The sequence below is a fragment of the Bacillus sp. 41-22 genome, from assembly GCF_025809295.1.
Classification (GTDB): domain Bacteria; phylum Bacillota; class Bacilli; order Bacillales; family Bacillaceae_G; genus Bacillus_A; species Bacillus_A mycoides.
Window position 1 is genome coordinate 875560 of record NZ_CP084035.1, and the last position, 15790, is coordinate 891349.

Annotated in this window: 10 protein-coding genes; 7 read left to right on the forward strand and 3 right to left on the reverse strand. The window is 35.8% G+C overall.

All coding sequences use genetic code 11. The features are described from left to right. Positions 1-36 precede the first annotated feature (36 nt). Together LCF45_RS04465 and LCF45_RS04470 are read left to right on the forward strand one after the other, a co-directional pair. Positions 37-1527 (forward strand): coproporphyrinogen III oxidase, encoded by a 1491-nt coding sequence (locus LCF45_RS04465; RefSeq protein ID WP_002010930.1) that lies wholly within the window; start codon positions 37-39, stop codon positions 1525-1527. 271 nt (positions 1528-1798) lie between these two features. Next, entirely contained in the window at positions 1799-3355 is a 1557-nt protein-coding gene (locus LCF45_RS04470; RefSeq protein WP_033730860.1) for a fatty acid--CoA ligase, read from the forward strand. Positions 3356-3393: 38 nt separating this feature from the next. On the opposite strand, the gene LCF45_RS04475 is transcribed toward LCF45_RS04470, so the two are convergent. Continuing rightward, positions 3394-3864: a hypothetical protein gene (locus LCF45_RS04475; RefSeq protein ID WP_002010927.1), complete on the reverse strand. Its 471-nt coding sequence runs from the start codon at positions 3862-3864 to the stop codon at positions 3394-3396. A 233-nt stretch (positions 3865-4097) separates the two neighbouring features. Here LCF45_RS04475 and LCF45_RS04480 point away from each other — a divergent pair, with 233 nt between their 5' ends. Both LCF45_RS04480 and LCF45_RS04485 read left to right on the forward strand, forming a co-directional pair. Further along, positions 4098-5576, forward strand: coding sequence for a SulP family inorganic anion transporter (locus LCF45_RS04480; protein WP_002125536.1), 1479 nt, complete (start codon positions 4098-4100; stop codon positions 5574-5576). A gap of 234 nt (positions 5577-5810) precedes the next feature. Continuing rightward, entirely contained in the window at positions 5811-6182 is a 372-nt protein-coding gene (locus LCF45_RS04485) for a hypothetical protein (protein WP_002125538.1), read from the forward strand. Positions 6183-6252: 70 nt separating this feature from the next. Here the strand turns inward: LCF45_RS04485 and LCF45_RS04490 are convergent, their stop codons facing one another. Continuing rightward, positions 6253-7134 (reverse strand): accessory Sec system S-layer assembly protein, encoded by an 882-nt coding sequence (locus tag LCF45_RS04490; RefSeq protein WP_002030040.1) that lies wholly within the window; start codon positions 7132-7134, stop codon positions 6253-6255. An 11-nt stretch (positions 7135-7145) separates the two neighbouring features. Then, a complete protein-coding gene (secA2, locus tag LCF45_RS04495; RefSeq protein ID WP_088046038.1) occupies positions 7146-9515 on the reverse strand; it encodes an accessory Sec system translocase SecA2 in 2370 nt (789 codons plus the stop codon). A 269-nt stretch (positions 9516-9784) separates the two neighbouring features. Between secA2 and LCF45_RS04500 the strand changes: the two genes are divergently transcribed. The 3 genes from LCF45_RS04500 to LCF45_RS04510 all read left to right on the forward strand — a co-directional run bounded on the left by LCF45_RS04500 (position 9785) and on the right by LCF45_RS04510 (position 15745). Beyond that, positions 9785-11305 carry a putative polysaccharide biosynthesis protein gene (locus LCF45_RS04500; protein ID WP_002169071.1) on the forward strand — a complete coding sequence of 507 codons (1521 nt, stop codon included), beginning with the start codon at positions 9785-9787 and terminating at the stop codon, positions 11303-11305. 165 nt (positions 11306-11470) lie between these two features. After that, positions 11471-12571, forward strand: coding sequence for a polysaccharide pyruvyl transferase CsaB (gene csaB / locus LCF45_RS04505; protein ID WP_002125544.1), 1101 nt, complete (start codon positions 11471-11473; stop codon positions 12569-12571). Positions 12572-13297: 726 nt separating this feature from the next. Continuing rightward, the gene (locus LCF45_RS04510) at positions 13298-15745 is read left to right on the forward strand and encodes an S-layer homology domain-containing protein (RefSeq protein WP_263894592.1); all 2448 of its coding nucleotides are present in this window, start codon (positions 13298-13300) and stop codon (positions 15743-15745) included. Positions 15746-15790: the final 45 nt, after the last annotated feature.

The window sequence follows — 15790 nt, forward strand, 5'->3', positions numbered from 1 at the left end:
GTAAACTAAAGAGAGTTTGCAAATGAAAAGGTGATAATGTTGTTAATTTCAATTAAAACGTTACAAGATGATCGTTTTTTACGTCCGCTACAAAATATTGGCGGTTTATTTTTTGAAGAGAGCACGATAGGGTTTGAGAAAGAAGAAGCAAATCTTATCGTTGATATACAGATAGAAGGTAATGTGACAGCATCGGCTCGTTTAACAGATGTTGCAACCGGAAATGTATATGAAGAAACATTCGCAAAAGATTTATCTGCTTTCACAGAAGAAAAAGAACGTATGAAGCAAGTGAAACATGTTGTTTCTTACGTATATCTTTCTGTACTTCAACAGCTAACTGGACTTGAACAGAGCTGGGGAATATTAACTGGGGTACGCCCAACGAAACTTCTTCACAAACTGCTTCAAAATGGTATGTCAAAAGAAGAAGCGCATAAAGAACTTCGTGAAAGTTATTTAATTCATGAAGAGAAAATTGAACTTCTTCAGCGTATTGTTGATTGCCAATTAGCGGTTGTTCCGGATTTATACCGTTTGAAAGAAGAAGTAAGTATTTACATCGGTATTCCGTTTTGTCCTACAAAATGTGCGTACTGTACGTTCCCAGCTTATGCAATTAACGGACGCCAAGGATCAGTTGATTCGTTCTTAGGCGGGTTACATTATGAAGTTCGTGAAATTGGTAAGTTTTTAAAAGAAAAAGGTGTTACAGTTACGACGATTTATTACGGCGGCGGTACACCGACGAGTATTACAGCAGAAGAGATGGATATGTTGTATGAAGAAATGTACCAAGCTTTCCCTGATGTGAAAGATGTACGTGAAGTAACAGTTGAGGCAGGTCGCCCAGATACGATCACACCAGCAAAGCTAGAAGTGTTAAATAAATGGAATATTGACCGTATTAGTATTAATCCGCAGTCATACCACCAAGAAACACTAAAAGCAATTGGACGTCATCACACTGTAGAAGAAACGATTGAGAAGTATCATTTAGCACGTGAAATGGGAATGAACAATATTAATATGGATTTAATTATTGGTCTTCCTGGTGAAGGATTAGACATCTTCAAGCACACGTTAGATGAAACAGAAAAGTTAATGCCAGAATCTTTAACAGTTCATACGTTATCATTTAAACGTGCTTCTGAAATGACGCAAAACAAACGTAAATATAAAGTAGCAGGTCGCGAAGAAATTACTGCGATGATGCATGAGGCGGAAGAGTGGACGAAGAACCATAATTACGTGCCATACTATTTATATCGTCAAAAAAATATTTTAGGTAACTTAGAAAACGTTGGGTATGCAATACCGACGCAAGAAAGTATCTACAATATTGTTATTATGGAAGAAGTACAATCGATTATCGGACTTGGTTGCGGGGCATCAAGTAAATTTGTTCACCCACAAACAGGAGCAATTACACACTTTGCGAATCCGAAAGATCCAAAATCATATAACGATGGCTTCGTGAAATATACAGAAGATAAACTGAAAATTTTAGAAGAGCTATTCGTGTAAGAAGAAGGGGGTTGTTCCGATTTGGAACAGCCTCTTTTTATATTGTCAGTTTTTGTCGGTAAGTCGATATATTCGAAAAATAGCTGATATAAATTGAGTTGCGTTCGATATATTCAAAAAATCGCCGATATAATTTCATTTACCATCAAACGGTCCATATGTAAAACTATGTCGATAATAATCAGAAAAATTAGTCAGATTATTAGAGGACAATGTCTACTTATAGACGAAATGATAGATTTATGAAAGAGAAAAGGGGGAAATTGTTGGCATGTACATGACGATAGGGAGAATTTTTGATTTGACAGTTGGCAAGTATCCGAATAAAGAGGCGTTAGTAGAACCAGAAAAAAATATTCGTTGGACATATAAACAGTGGGATGAGCAAATAAATAAAACGGCGCAAGCTCTATTGAAAGAAGGAGTAAGAAAGGGAGATTGTGTATCTGTTTACCTATATAACTGTCGTGAATTTGTAAACGTTTACTTAGCCTGTGCGAAAATTGGCGCGATCTTCAATCCAATTAATTTCCGCTTAAAAGCAAAAGAATTATCGTATATCCTCCAAGATGCAGCCTCGAAAGTAGTCGTCTTTGAAAAAGCAGTCGAATCAACAGTTACTATGATTGAACGAGATTTTCCAAATTCGTCTTTTTGGTACGTGGAAGACGATGCACCTTCCTATGCTAGTTCTTACCATGAAAAAGTAAATGAAGCATCAGCTGAAAAAGTAGATATTGTAGTCGATGAAATGGACTTTTGTTCTATGCTTTATACGAGCGGAACGACTGGTCATCCGAAAGGCGTACTACATCGCCATCGTGATATGGCTGAGCATAGTATGATTTGTACGTATTTCATAAAATATAACAGGGATAGCGCCGGTCTTGTGGTAGCGCCTTTATATCATTGCGGCGAGTTAAACGCTGGAATCATACCGCGCATTCAAGTTGGCGGAAAGAATGTTATTTTACATCATTTTGATACGGATAGAGTATTACATACCATTCAAGAAGAGAAGATTACGACGTTTTTTGCAGCACCGACGATGTGGAATATGTTACTGCAAAAAGATCTAACTAAGTATGATTTAACTTCGATGAAAATCGGTGTATATGGCGGGGCTGCGATGGCTCCGGCGTTAGTGAAGGAATGTAAAGAGCGTCTTTATATTGATCTTGTCCAAATTTACGGAATGACAGAAATGGGACCAGTTGTTGCGTTTCTCGTAGAAGAGGATCAAATTACGAAAGCTGGTTCAGCAGGAACGCCGTGCTTTAGCCATGAAATTCGAATTGTGAAACCGAACGAAGATGGACCAGCAGAGCCAGATGATACGTTGCCTCCTTATGAAGTAGGGGAAATTATTTTGCGCGGTCCAACTATGATGGCTGGTTATCATAATCGAGAAGAAGCAAATGCAAAATCGATGTATAAAGGATGGTATCACTCGGGTGATTTAGGTTATTTCGATAAAGATGGCTATTTATTCGTCGCAGATCGTGTGGATGATATGGTAATTAGCGGAGGCGTTAATATTTATCCACGTGAAATTGAAGATTTTCTTCATAGTCACCCTGGTGTATTAGATGTTGCGGTACTTGGTGAGCCCGATGAACTATGGGGAGAGCGTGTCGTTGCGGTTGTTGTAAAGAAAGATGAAAATATTACAGAAGCTGATTTAGAAACGTATTGCAAAGAAAGTGATGAATTAGCAGACTATAAACGTCCGCGTCATTACTTATTTGCAGATGAACTTCCTCGTAATGCGAGTGGGAAGTTGCAAAAATTTGTGCTGAGAGAGTCGTTAAAAGGTATGAAAAAATAATGAAAAAATGCCTTTCCAAATTCGGAAAGGCATTTTTATTACTTGCGTGAGAAACCTTCTTCATCAAGGTATTCCGCAGCTTCTGGATAAGAGTTGAATGTACCGTCTAAGTTTACGCCAGCGTAAACGTTCCACATGTCATCCTCTTGAATAAGAGTTAGGATATGGCCGTCTTCGTTACGCCATTCTTCTTCCGCAGCAGGTTCCATTGGTGCTACAATTTCCTCTTGCTCCTGTGATAGACGTTCAATTACTTTTTCAATTAATGAACGCAGTTCTTCTTCTGAAAACTCGCGGATGTTAATCATGCCTTTATCATCTGTTCTATAACCTTTAATGAAGTTTGCATATACAAATCCGTTTCCATTTGGGTGTAAATGATATACAACGTTCTTTTTATCTAAACGACTTTCTTCAAAGTGAAAGTTTACGCGTTTTAATGATACGTTCTTTCTTTCTAATTCCGGGAAAGATTCAATAATTGATAATTTTTCTTCAAAAGTTAGCATAGTGCCTCCAAGTATATAGTAAAAGATTTAATTTGTTCATTATAGCATAGTCAAGTTTGTTTCCAAAGGTAGATTCGTCATATTGCTGTTTTTTAGTTTGACTTGGGAAGGCTATTTGTAAATGTAGACGTTTACTTCACGAGACTGTAAAGAGTTTTTTATAAATACGCTAACGAATGATTTGTTTTAGATGTACAATGGAACATGGACTTTATAAGAAGGTGGTTATTTATATGTTTCAAAAAATAGCAAAGGAATGTTTAGCAGGGTTTACTGTTGCGATTGTTGCCTTGCCGCTAGCGATTGCATTTGGTATTGCTGCAACGGGAACGTCTGAGGGAGCACTGGTCGGATTGTATGGTGCAATTTTTGCAGGTTTGTTTGCGGCGTTATTTGGCGGTACACCGGGGCAAGTAACGGGTCCTACTGGGCCGATTACAGTAATTGCAACGGGCGTTATTGCAACTCACGGATTAGAAGCAAGTTTTATTGCATTTATGATGGCGGGGTTATTTCAAATTTTATTTGGTGTATGTAAGCTCGGCTCTTACGTTCGTTACATTCCGTATCCTGTTGTTTCAGGGTTTATGAATGGGATTGCACTGATTATTATTTTAGGTGAAATGAAGCACGTACAAAATAGCTTTCTGCTTGTGTTATTAACGATCATTGTAATGATTGTTTCTGGAAAATGGATTAAGGCCATTCCATCAAGTTTAGTAGCATTAGTAGGTGTTACAGTAACGTTGCCGTTATTTTCTTCTATGCTACAAGGAATTACGGTAAACTTACCAGTTGTAGGAACTCTTTCTTTAAATAAGATGATTGAAAAAATAGGTGCAATTCCAGAGGCGATGCCATCTCTTCACGTACCGAATTTAGACGCAAATGGCATGTTAGCACTTGTATTACCAGCACTTAGTATTGCTTTACTAGGATCAATTGACTCGTTATTAACGTCTGTCGTAATGGATAATGTGACGGGGACACGTCATAAAAGTAATAAAGAGTTAATCGGACAAGGTATTGGCAATATTGCGAGTGGTTTGTTCGGTGGATTAGCAGGAGCAGGTGCAACTGTTAGATCTATCGTCAATATAAGAAGCGGGGGGAAGACGGCACTGTCGGCTTGTATGCATAGTGTCATATTATTTATTTTCATTATGGGACTCGGTTCAGTGGTACAATATATTCCGCTTGCTGTATTATCAGGTATTTTAATTTTAACTGGCATAGGGATGTTTGATTGGGAAAGCATGAAGAAAGCACATGTAGCACCAAGAGGTGATGTGATTGTTATGTTCGTGACGATGGTTGTGACAGTGAAATTCGATTTAATGGTTGCTGTTGCGTTTGGCATTATTCTTTCCTTCATTATATACATGGTGAAGTGTAAAGAACGTAAAGCTTCTATTATAAAAGAAAAAGAAGCGACGTATACGATTCAGGGACCACTTTCATTTCTATCAGTAGATCGTATTTTTGCTTCTTTACAAGATGTGAAGTCACCAGTTAGTTTGCGTATGAAAGATGTACGTTATATGGATGTATCAGGAGCTATGGCGTTATTAAACTTTGTTGAGCAATCGGATAAAGCAGGAGTGCGTGTGACACTTGAACATGTACATCCGCATGTTGAAAAGACGATAGTAATGATGGCGAATGATGAGCAAAAAGAGAAACTGCAGTTTTTAAAAGTTAAGGCAATATAACAATAAGAACCTTCACATGAATTGCGTTATAGAGTGTGAAGGTTCTTATTATTTGTATATGTGCTTACTATGTATAAAATCATTATATTTAAATGTTATACGTCTGTTGACAATTGATTTTCTACACAGTATAGTAACATCTTAGATTAGCAATGTGCTATTATAAGAAAGTATATGAATTTTGAGATTCCTTTATATTCAGAAGGAAGAGCTTTAAGCTGGAGGGAATATTTGATGTACAAACAGTTACCACATGGAGTGAAGATCGGGATTACACGATCAATTGTTGTTTCTTTTGAGAGATATATGAAAGAAATTGAATGGAATGAAGAAAAATTTGATATGCAGCAATTTGTTGAACAGTGGAAACAATATTTATACACAAAATCAACTTGGATTAATAAAGTAGATGACGAGTTGAAAGGACATCCAGATTTCCATCAAGCATTAGCGATGAAAGTAAATGAAAAAATTAATGAGCTTATTAGTGAGCAGCCGAGCGAAGAACAATTAGAGCTGTTAAACAAGAGCGAAGTAAAGCATGTAGATGAAATGTGTAAACTAGAAGCTGAGTATCATATTGAACGTTTATTAGTAACGAAGTAGATTTTACATAAAAAATAGAGCCTATCCTAAAGGTGTGATGACCATCTTTTAGGATAGGCTTTTTTGTATATTAGTCTTGTGGTACAAATGCTTTCCAGCTAGATAAATCCATGTTTTGTTTCAAGATGGATGAAGCAGGGAAAACAAATGACCACGGTTTTGTAGTATTCGCTTTAATTTCAAGATTCGGTAACGTGAAAGCACCTTTAACAACGACTTCTCCAGAAGCATCTTCAATATGAAGAGGAAGTTGTTCTAGTTGAATGTTATCTTTACAGCCGTTACGAATTAGAAGTGTTGTATGTAAATCGCCGTTCTCTTTCAGTGCGGCTTGTAAACCTAGGAAGTTAATTTCACCTTCATTTGGAGGTGTTAAATTGTCTACAAAATTACGTAAAGCATCTTTGCTTGCTTCAGGTAACTGAGATTCCCAAGATGGATCTAAATCTAGTTGATGCTTACTTTCAAGTTCGAAAGCTAATTCCCAATCTGATTGAGATAGTTCAGCTTCCGTTATTGTTTCTTGCTCAAATGTAAATACGAAAGGCATATTCACGTTTTCAGGAATATCGCCAAGTGCAGATAAGTTAAATGTTTTACGTGCGCACAGCTTTTTATCTTTGTTTAATAGAAGTAATGTAACTTCTTCGAAAGAAATTGGTTTTGGGACACTGCTGCGAATGAATGCAGCTACATCGTATGCGCCATCACGTTTTTCAATTTCAATTCCTGATAAAGAAATTTGATATTCTTGTAAACGTGGTAATTCTTTATGTAAAAATTGATAAATGTATTTTTGTTCTTGTGCTACGTCACCCCAGCTAGGATGGAAGTAAAGAACTGGCTTTACCGTTTTGTTTTGAGAAGTAGTTTCTTCTTGTCCAAATAATTGATTACTAGAAACAGTAGTATCTTTTCCTTTTTTCTTTGCCTTTTTCAGGAATGATAACATAAATTTTCACCTCATGATTGTACGTTTTCTGGAACTGCTAAATGTCTCGCGATATATCGGCACATTTCTTTTTCAAAATTACCGTAAGTGTATAAGAAAATATCCAAACCTTCTTTTTGGTAAAGGCGAGTTGGATCTTCTTGTTGATATTGTCTTAAGCCAATACCTTCTTTCAAGTGAGTCATTGCATCTAAGTGATTTACCCAGTTTTGATCTAGGAAGTGTAAACCAACGTAGCGCAGTGATTGTTGTAAATCCGCATGGTCATTTAATTCTTGTACACGTTCGATATAGCTAGAAATTGTATCTTTTAAAACGATTTGTAAATCCTCAGGCGAATGTACGTCGTTCGCAGATAATGGCGGCAAAGTTTCAACCGCTAAAACTTCTTTAATAGATGCTGTTAAACTAGTGAAATCCCATTCTTCAGGAAGCATTCCTTCGAAAAGGTGCTGCTTAGCAATTGCATCCACAGAGTGTTCAATCATTGGAATAACAAGTTCTATCATATTTGTTTCTTCTTTTAGAAGGTTGTTACGTAGTGTGTATATAACATTACGTTGATCATTAATTACGTCATCTAATTTTAAATTATATTCACGCATTGAGAAATGACCACCTTCACAAATTAATTGTGTACGGTTAATGAAATCATGAACTTTAGATGTATTAATAAGCCCCGTTTTGTCAGGTTTCAGTGATTTCTCCAACTTTTCTACTTCTTCATGAGCAAAGCGCTTTAGCATCTCATCTTCTAAAGATAGGAAAAATTGAGAGCTTCCCGGATCACCTTGGCGACCAGCTCGTCCTTTAAGCTGGTTATCAACGCGGCGAGATTCATGACGTTCTGTTCCAATTACATGTAATCCACCAAGGGCGTGGACACCTTCACCTAGTAAAATATCAGTACCTCGGCCTGCCATATTGGTAGCGATTGTAATTTGACCTTTTTGCCCAGCAGTTGCAATTAAGTCTGCTTCTTGCTCTGCACTTTTAGCGTTTAATAATTGATACTTTATGTTTGCTTCATCTAAATAACGAGCAACAGTTTCAGATTGCAAGATAGACATCGTCCCAATTAAAATAGGGCGTCCTTGCTTATGCTGTTTTAGAACTTCTTCACGCACAGCTTTATATTTATCATCAGCTGTTACATATACTACGTCATTTTTATCTTCACGAAGAATAGGACGGTTCGTTGGAATTGGAATAACTTCCATATTATATACACGGTTGAATTCTTTTTCTTCCGTTTTTGCGGTACCTGTCATACCTGATAATGCCGGATACATACGGAAGAAGTTTTGAATTGTAATAGAAGCTTGTGTTTGGTTTTCTTCTGTAATTTCTAAACCTTCTTTTGCTTCTAGTGCTTGATGTAAGCCGTCACTTAAAGAGCGACCATCCATAACACGTCCTGTGAAAATATCTACAAGTAGTATTTTTTCATCATGCACAATATAGTCAACGTCAAGCTGGAAAGCGACATTGGCACGTAATGATTGAATCATATAATGGTATAGAGTTTGATGCTCTAAATCATATAAGTTATCGATGTCAAATAAATCTTCTATTTTTGTAATACCGTCTTCTGTAAAACTAGCTGATTTCGATTCTGCATCGTATGTATAGTGAAGGGTATCTTGGAATGATTTGATAACTTTTGCACATAAATAATGCAAATCAGAGCTACCTGATTTCTTCCCAGCAATGATAAGTGGCGTTTTCGCCTCATCAATTAAAACGCTATCAATCTCATCGATAATAGCAAAGTGATAGGGGCGCTGAACTTGATCATTTTGTGAAGCAGCCATATTATCGCGAAGATAGTCAAAGCCAAACTCTGTTCCAATACCGTATGTAATATCAGCTTTGTACGCAAGTTTCTTTTCAGAAGGATCGATTTGAGGAATATTTAATCCAACTTGTAAGCCTAGAAATTCATGGACTTGGCCAATTAACTCTTTATCACGCTTCGCTAAGTAATCGTTTACAGTAATAACATGAACGCCTTTTCCTTCAAGGGCACGTACATATGTTGGGAGAGAGGAAACTAATGTTTTCCCTTCACCAGTTGGCATCTCCGCAATATTACCTTCTAGTAATACAAGTCCTCCGATTAACTGCACATCGTAATGGCGTAATCCAAGCACACGTTTTGCGGCTTCGCGTACAACAGCGAATGCTTCTACTTTTATGTCATCAACTGTTTTACCATCCTTAAGCATACTTTTGAATGTGACAGTTTTGTGACGTAATTCTTCGTCAGGTAAATCAGCCATTTGTTTTTCCAAATCATTAATATCTTGAACGAGTTGTTCATATTTTTTTAGCTTTCTTTTTTGAGAATCTCCTAACAATTTCTTTACCGAATTCAGCATGTTGTAAACACTCCTCTTACTGACAATAGCTACATTATAGCACATGTTTATCCTGAACAAGTAGAAGTAGTAAATTGAAGAAAATACTGGATAAAAAAACATATATATGGCACATATTATATTTAAAACATAAAAAGAAAGAGAGTATTCAATATATAAGAAATTTGGTATGATAACTAAATGAGATAAAGTGATGATTCTCAAGTTGAATGAATAATATGGATTTAATATTTTATGTAGATTATATATTGAAAGAAAAGAGATAGAAGATGAATAAAAAGTTTGTAAAAGGCGCTGCGATTTTAACCGTTACAACGTTTATATCGAAAGTAGTGGGGAGTTTTTTTCAAATTCCATTGCAAAATATAGCAGGGGATGAAGTACTTGGAATTTTTCGCCTTGTTTTTCCTGTATATATGATAGCCTTAACTTTATCAGTAGCGGGAGTCCCGCTAGCAATATCCCAGTTAATAGCTGATCTTCATGAAAAGAATGATCGTGACGGAATAGCTAAATTGTTTACGTCCGCATCTATTATCGGTGTTATATTTGGGGTGCTCGGATTTTTAATTATTATCATTGGATCGAGTGGCATTGCAAATATGCTTGGTGGGCAAGAGACGAGGCTAGCATTAATTGTTACTTCGTTTGCTTTATTAATCGCACCGTATATGGCAGTGTACCGTGGATATTTCCAAGGGTTCGGAGATATGATACCTACTGGTGTATCACAAGTAATTGAACAGTTGATACGCGTATTCTTTATGCTAACAATAGCCTATATATTTGTATATTGGAATAAAGCTAGTGATATCATAACAGGCGGAGCAATGATTGGTTCTTGTTTTGGTGTTATTACGTCACTCATATATTTGCGAATGAAATATGTGAAAAGCACGTATCGCTATAAGAGCGAAACATATTCATTACAAGATTTTAAGACAAACGCGAAAAACATACTTCGTGTTTCAATTCCAATTGCAATCGGAGCGTTATCGATGCCTGTTTTAAATTTAGTTGATTCTGTAACAATTCCACATGTGCTACATGAATCTTCTGCAACTATTCAGGAACAATTTGGTATATATAGCCGTGGTTTTGCATTTACGCAATTAATTGTTGTATTTGCAAGTGCGATAGTATTTCCGTTAATTCCATTATTAACAGCTGCTTTAACAAAAAAAGATATAGCTTTAGCTAAACTGACAGTAAAACGTACAAATGAATTTGCGCACGTTTTAACAATGCCGATAACGATATGGCTTATGGCGCTTGCAGTACCGCTTAATGTTGCATTATTTACAGATACAAAAGGAAGTGGCATGTTAGCTATTTTAATTGGTAGCTCGTATTTCACATCACTTATGGTATTATCAATAGGAATCTTGCAAGGGATTAATCGTTCGATGCAAGCAGCATGGATTGTCATCGGTGTAAGTTTTGTAAAAATTGTATTAAATATAGCGCTAGTAAACCAATTCGGTATAAATGGAGCAGCGTATAGTACTCTAATTATTTATATAATGATTTGTATCGCAAATCATATTTATATTAGAAAAGATCTTTCCTATCCAATAGCTATAGGGAAATTTTTGGCTGTGATTGGAGTATCTAGTATTTTAGGTATAGCATTATACTTTGGGTCTACATTAATCAATGTGACAGATTCCAGGATTTTAGCAATGATATATAGTGCTGTAGCGCTAAGTATAGCTTCAGTGTTATATGGCATATGTGCATTGAAACTAAACTGGATATCGAAAGAACAAATTCCATTTTTACGTAAATAAAATCGTTGATTATAGAAAATGAACAGTATTATACATGGGTATGACTTGTTAGATGTTTGTGAAAGAAATCAATTTGAAGTTATCAAACCTTTCTCGGCAAGGAATGGATAACAATTTGTTTAATTACAAAAAGAGTTGATTGCGAAATGTTGGAGGAGATTAAGAGTGCGGTTAGTTTTATCAGGATATTATGGTTTTTATAATGTTGGGGACGAAGCAATTTTGCAATCAATTATTAAAGCGCTACATGAAGAGGATCCTACTCTTGAGCTTGTTGTACTTTCAAATGACCCCGACTATACAAGAAAAATGTACGGTGTAGAAGCAGTAAACCGATGGGATATAAGAGCGATTTACCGAGAAATAAAGAGAAGTAATGGTTTAATTAGCGGAGGCGGAAGTCTCTTACAAGATAAGACGAGTATTAAGAGTATTTTATACTATACGGGTATTATGCGGCTTGCCCGTTTTTTGAAAAAGCCGTATTATATTTACGCCCAAGGAATCGGGCCTATCACGAAGAAGCAAAATCGTTTATTAGTGAAATGGCATGTATCAAAGGCTGAATATATATCAGTACGTGATGAAGACTCTTTTTTGTACTTAAAAGAAATTGGTATTAAGAAAGACATCGAACTTGTTCCAGATCCAGTATTAGCTTGTCAGCCAGAAGAAAAGAAATCCGATTGGCTTCAAAAACATGCGCTGCAAGGAAAGGTCGTTGCGGTTAGTGTAAGGTACTGGGATGCAAAAGAAGATTATATGAAGAAGTTAGCAGATACGCTGAAAAAGCTTAAGCAAGAGGGATACCATATTTTATTTGTACCGATGCATGGACCATTTGATCAAAATGCATCAAGGGATATCATTAATTTGATGGGAGAAGAAGCACACATGCTCCCTTATAAAATGGATATTCATGAGAAAATCTCTATTTTATCAGAATGCTCTCTTTTAATAGGAATGAGACTGCATGCTCTTATATTATCGGCAGTTGCAAACACGCCTATGATTGGAATTTCATATGATCCAAAGATCGATTCGTTTTTACAACAAGTAAATCAGCCGATTATTGGGAATGTGGATGGAGACTGGACGACAGAAACATTACATAGTATGGCGATTAAGCAATTAGAGCAGACAGAATATGTACAGGAAACGTTAGGACAAAGGGTAGAGGAATTGCGAGAGCAAATTTCCATAGCGTCCAAATATATTATTAATGACTTACATGCAAAAGAGTCTATAAAAAGAGGAATGGAATAGAGGCCATTCCTCTTTTTATTCAATAATTGAGTAGAAAAAAGAACAGGGATCACCTGTTCTTTTTTGCTATGTAAGTAAAAGTTTGAAAGAGAAGCGTATTGAAGAAAAAATAAAATGTCGACAAAAAACATAAAAATGTAGAATGATGTCGAAAAAAATAACAGATTAAAGGTTTGGTTGTTCCGGAGTAGGTATGTTTTTATCTTAAAATCTTAACATTAGCATATAAAGAATATTGATATAATACGTTTTACATGAAAATAATTGGATAATGATGTCGGTTTTGTTCAAAAAATGAATTTAAGAATAATGTCGAAAGTTATAAAAACGTCTTGTCGATTAATGTCGTAATATCTTCATAGTTAGATATTGAAATTGCAAGCGTTTTTCTGCTATAGTTGTAAATGGTTATATAAATATTGTACAAACGTAGTTCTGACGCAATGTTTCGTCCATTTTAAATATTCTGATTTTATAATCTGATTATTTAAAATAAAAGTCGAAAAAAATGAACATTAGAATTACGAAAATTCACTTTTTTGTCGAATTTAAGGATTTAAATTCAGATAAATATGGTGTAATATGTTTATTATTCTGTATTATGGAATCATTTCTATATATAGGATCTTAACTACATTTATATTTACTAGTTTCAACATTAAATAGAATATCTATTTAAAACATTATGGAACTAGTATTACATTCCTGAAGGAGGAAATATATAAAATGGCAAAGACTAACTCTTACAAAAAATTAATCGCTGGTACAATGACAGCAGCAATGGTAGCAGGTGTTGTATCTCCAGTAGCAGCAGCAGGAAAATCATTCCCAGACGTTCCAGCTGATCACTGGGGAATTGATTCTATTAACTACTTAACAGAAAAAGGCGCAATTGCAGGTAATGGCACAGGAATGTTCGAGCCTGAAAAAGAAATCACTCGTGCAGAAGCAGCTACAATGATGGCTAAAATCTTAAACTTACCAATCGAGAAAGATGCTAAACCATCTTACACTGATTCTCAAGACCACTGGGCTACTTCAATCATCGCAGCAGTTGAAAAAGCTGGCGTAGTTAAAGGTAAAGGTGAAGGTAAATTCGATCCAGACGGAAAAATCGACCGCGTTTCTATGGCAGCAATGCTTGTACCAGCTTTCAAATTAGACACTAAAGTAACTGGTACTCCAGAAACTAAATTCGACGACTTACAAGATAGCTGGGGTAAAGACAAAGCTAACATCCTAGTTGAATTAGGAATCTCTGTAGGTACTGGCGGCAAATGGGAGCCAAATAAATCTGTAACTAAAGCAGAAGCAGCTCAATTTATTGCTAAGACTGACAAGCAGTTCGGACAAAAAGAAGAAGCTAAAGTTGAGTCTATTAAAGCAATCAATGCTAAAGAGATCGAAGTTAAACTTGGCGCTACAGTGAAAGAAGAAGATGTGAAGAACGCGAAATTCACTCTTTCTCAAGGAACTAACGCAACAGCAGTTACTACAAAAATCGGTGAAGATAAAAAATCTGTAATCGTAACTTTAGATGGAGATGCAAAACTTAAAAATAAAGAAGCTTACGTTCTAACTGTTGAAGGCTTAAAAGCTGCTGATGGTAAAGAAATTCCAAAAGCATTAGAAGTTATCTTCTTTAATGACGAAGTAGCTCCAACTGTATCTACAGTATCTACTCCAGACGGAAAAGTTAAAGTAGTATTTAGTGAAAAATTAGATACAGCAAAAGCTGTAACTGTAATCGTTAATGGTCAAAAAGTAGACGGAAAAGTTGAAAATAATACTTTCACTTCTACTAACACTTTAAACCTTGAGAACGGTAAAGAATTCTCAGTTATCGTAACGGGTGCTCAAGATTTATCAGGTAACGCAATGGAAATGTACGAAGGAAAAGCTACTTACAAAGTAGAAAAAGACGTTACAGCTCCAGAAGTAAAAGAAATTAAAGTAAAAGACCTTGCTAATGGTACAGCTACATTAGAAGCTACATTTACAGAAGAACTTTCTGCACAAGGTACAGTAGTTGTGAAAAAAGGTAATACAGTAGTAAAAGAGGCTACAATTGCTCTTGATCAAGATAAAACAAAAGCGCTTGTTACAGTACCGGGTGCTCTTACAGATAAAGAAACAGCTGCAGATCTTACAGTTGAATTTGTTGGCTACAAAGATTTAGCAAACAATGTAGGTACTAAAGTATCTAAAGCAGTAAAAGTTACAAAAGATGTTGTAGCTCCTAACTTAGTTAAAGTTGTGGCAGATCAAAATAAAGAAGCTACATTTACTTTTGATAAAGATGTAACTAAACAAGACGGAAAAATTCGTGTAATCAATTTAGATACAAGCAGAGATGTAACTGGTGAAGTGAAAATCGAAGCAGCAAAAGACAACAGCAAAGGTATTACATTAACATTCCCAGCAAAAGGTAACTACAAAGTAGCTGCTACAAAAGGTCTTGTAAAAGATGCAGCTGGTAATGAGTCTGCAGCATTTACTAAAGAAGTGAAAGTTGTAGAAAAAGAATCTGAAAAAGAAACAGATAAAGTAGCTCCAGCAGTAACAGGCGTGGCTTTTGATAAAGCTACAAATAAAATTACAGTAAACTTTGATAAAGAAGTAAAAGGTGGCCAAGTAGCTGAATCAGCTTCTAATGTAAACAATTACACATTAGCTGGTGCTAAATTACCAGAAGGTGCTCTAATCGTATTAGACGGTACAAATGCAGTTATTGAGTTACCATCTACATTTACTTTCGAAAAATCAGAAACAGTTAAATTTACAGTAGCTAATGTTGCAAACAAAGACGGAGTGAAAATGGGTACGAAAAACCTATTATTAAACGTTGTAGATACAAAAGCTCCTGAATTCCAGTCAGCTAAAATTACAAAAGTTGACGCTAAAGAAATTACTTTAACATTCTCTGAAGCTGTGAACGTTGATGCAACTGACTTTGTTATTGACCTAAATGGTGTAGCGTTAACAGTAGCAAAAGCTGATGACAAAGCAGCTAAAGAAGTAGTACTTAAAGTAACAGCTCCAACAGATGTTAACTTAGCAACTGGTACATTAACACTTAAAACTAAAGAACTTAAAGATAATGCAACTTTAAATACAGTTGATACAGCAGCTAACAAACTTGTTGCTTTCAAACCAGTAACAGTAGCTCGCTAATTGAAATTTATTTCAATGGAAAGAGTCCACATTATGTGGGCTCTT

Excerpts from the sequence above, each read along its gene's own strand:
- LCF45_RS04480 (WP_002125536.1), top strand. The coding sequence starts at position 4,098 with ATGTTTCAAAAAATAGCAAAGGAATGTTTAGCAGGGTTTACTGTTGCG.
- LCF45_RS04470 (WP_033730860.1), top strand. The coding sequence starts at position 1,799 with ATGTACATGACGATAGGGAGAATTTTTGATTTGACAGTTGGCAAGTAT.
- LCF45_RS04510 (WP_263894592.1), top strand. The coding sequence starts at position 13,298 with ATGGCAAAGACTAACTCTTACAAAAAATTAATCGCTGGTACAATGACA.
- LCF45_RS04500 (WP_002169071.1), top strand. The coding sequence starts at position 9,785 with ATGAATAAAAAGTTTGTAAAAGGCGCTGCGATTTTAACCGTTACAACG.
- LCF45_RS04475 (WP_002010927.1), bottom strand. The coding sequence starts at position 3,864 with ATGCTAACTTTTGAAGAAAAATTATCAATTATTGAATCTTTCCCGGAA.
- LCF45_RS04485 (WP_002125538.1), top strand. The coding sequence starts at position 5,811 with ATGTACAAACAGTTACCACATGGAGTGAAGATCGGGATTACACGATCA.
- secA2 (WP_088046038.1), bottom strand. The coding sequence starts at position 9,515 with ATGCTGAATTCGGTAAAGAAATTGTTAGGAGATTCTCAAAAAAGAAAG.
- LCF45_RS04490 (WP_002030040.1), bottom strand. The coding sequence starts at position 7,134 with ATGTTATCATTCCTGAAAAAGGCAAAGAAAAAAGGAAAAGATACTACT.
- LCF45_RS04465 (WP_002010930.1), top strand. The coding sequence starts at position 37 with ATGTTGTTAATTTCAATTAAAACGTTACAAGATGATCGTTTTTTACGT.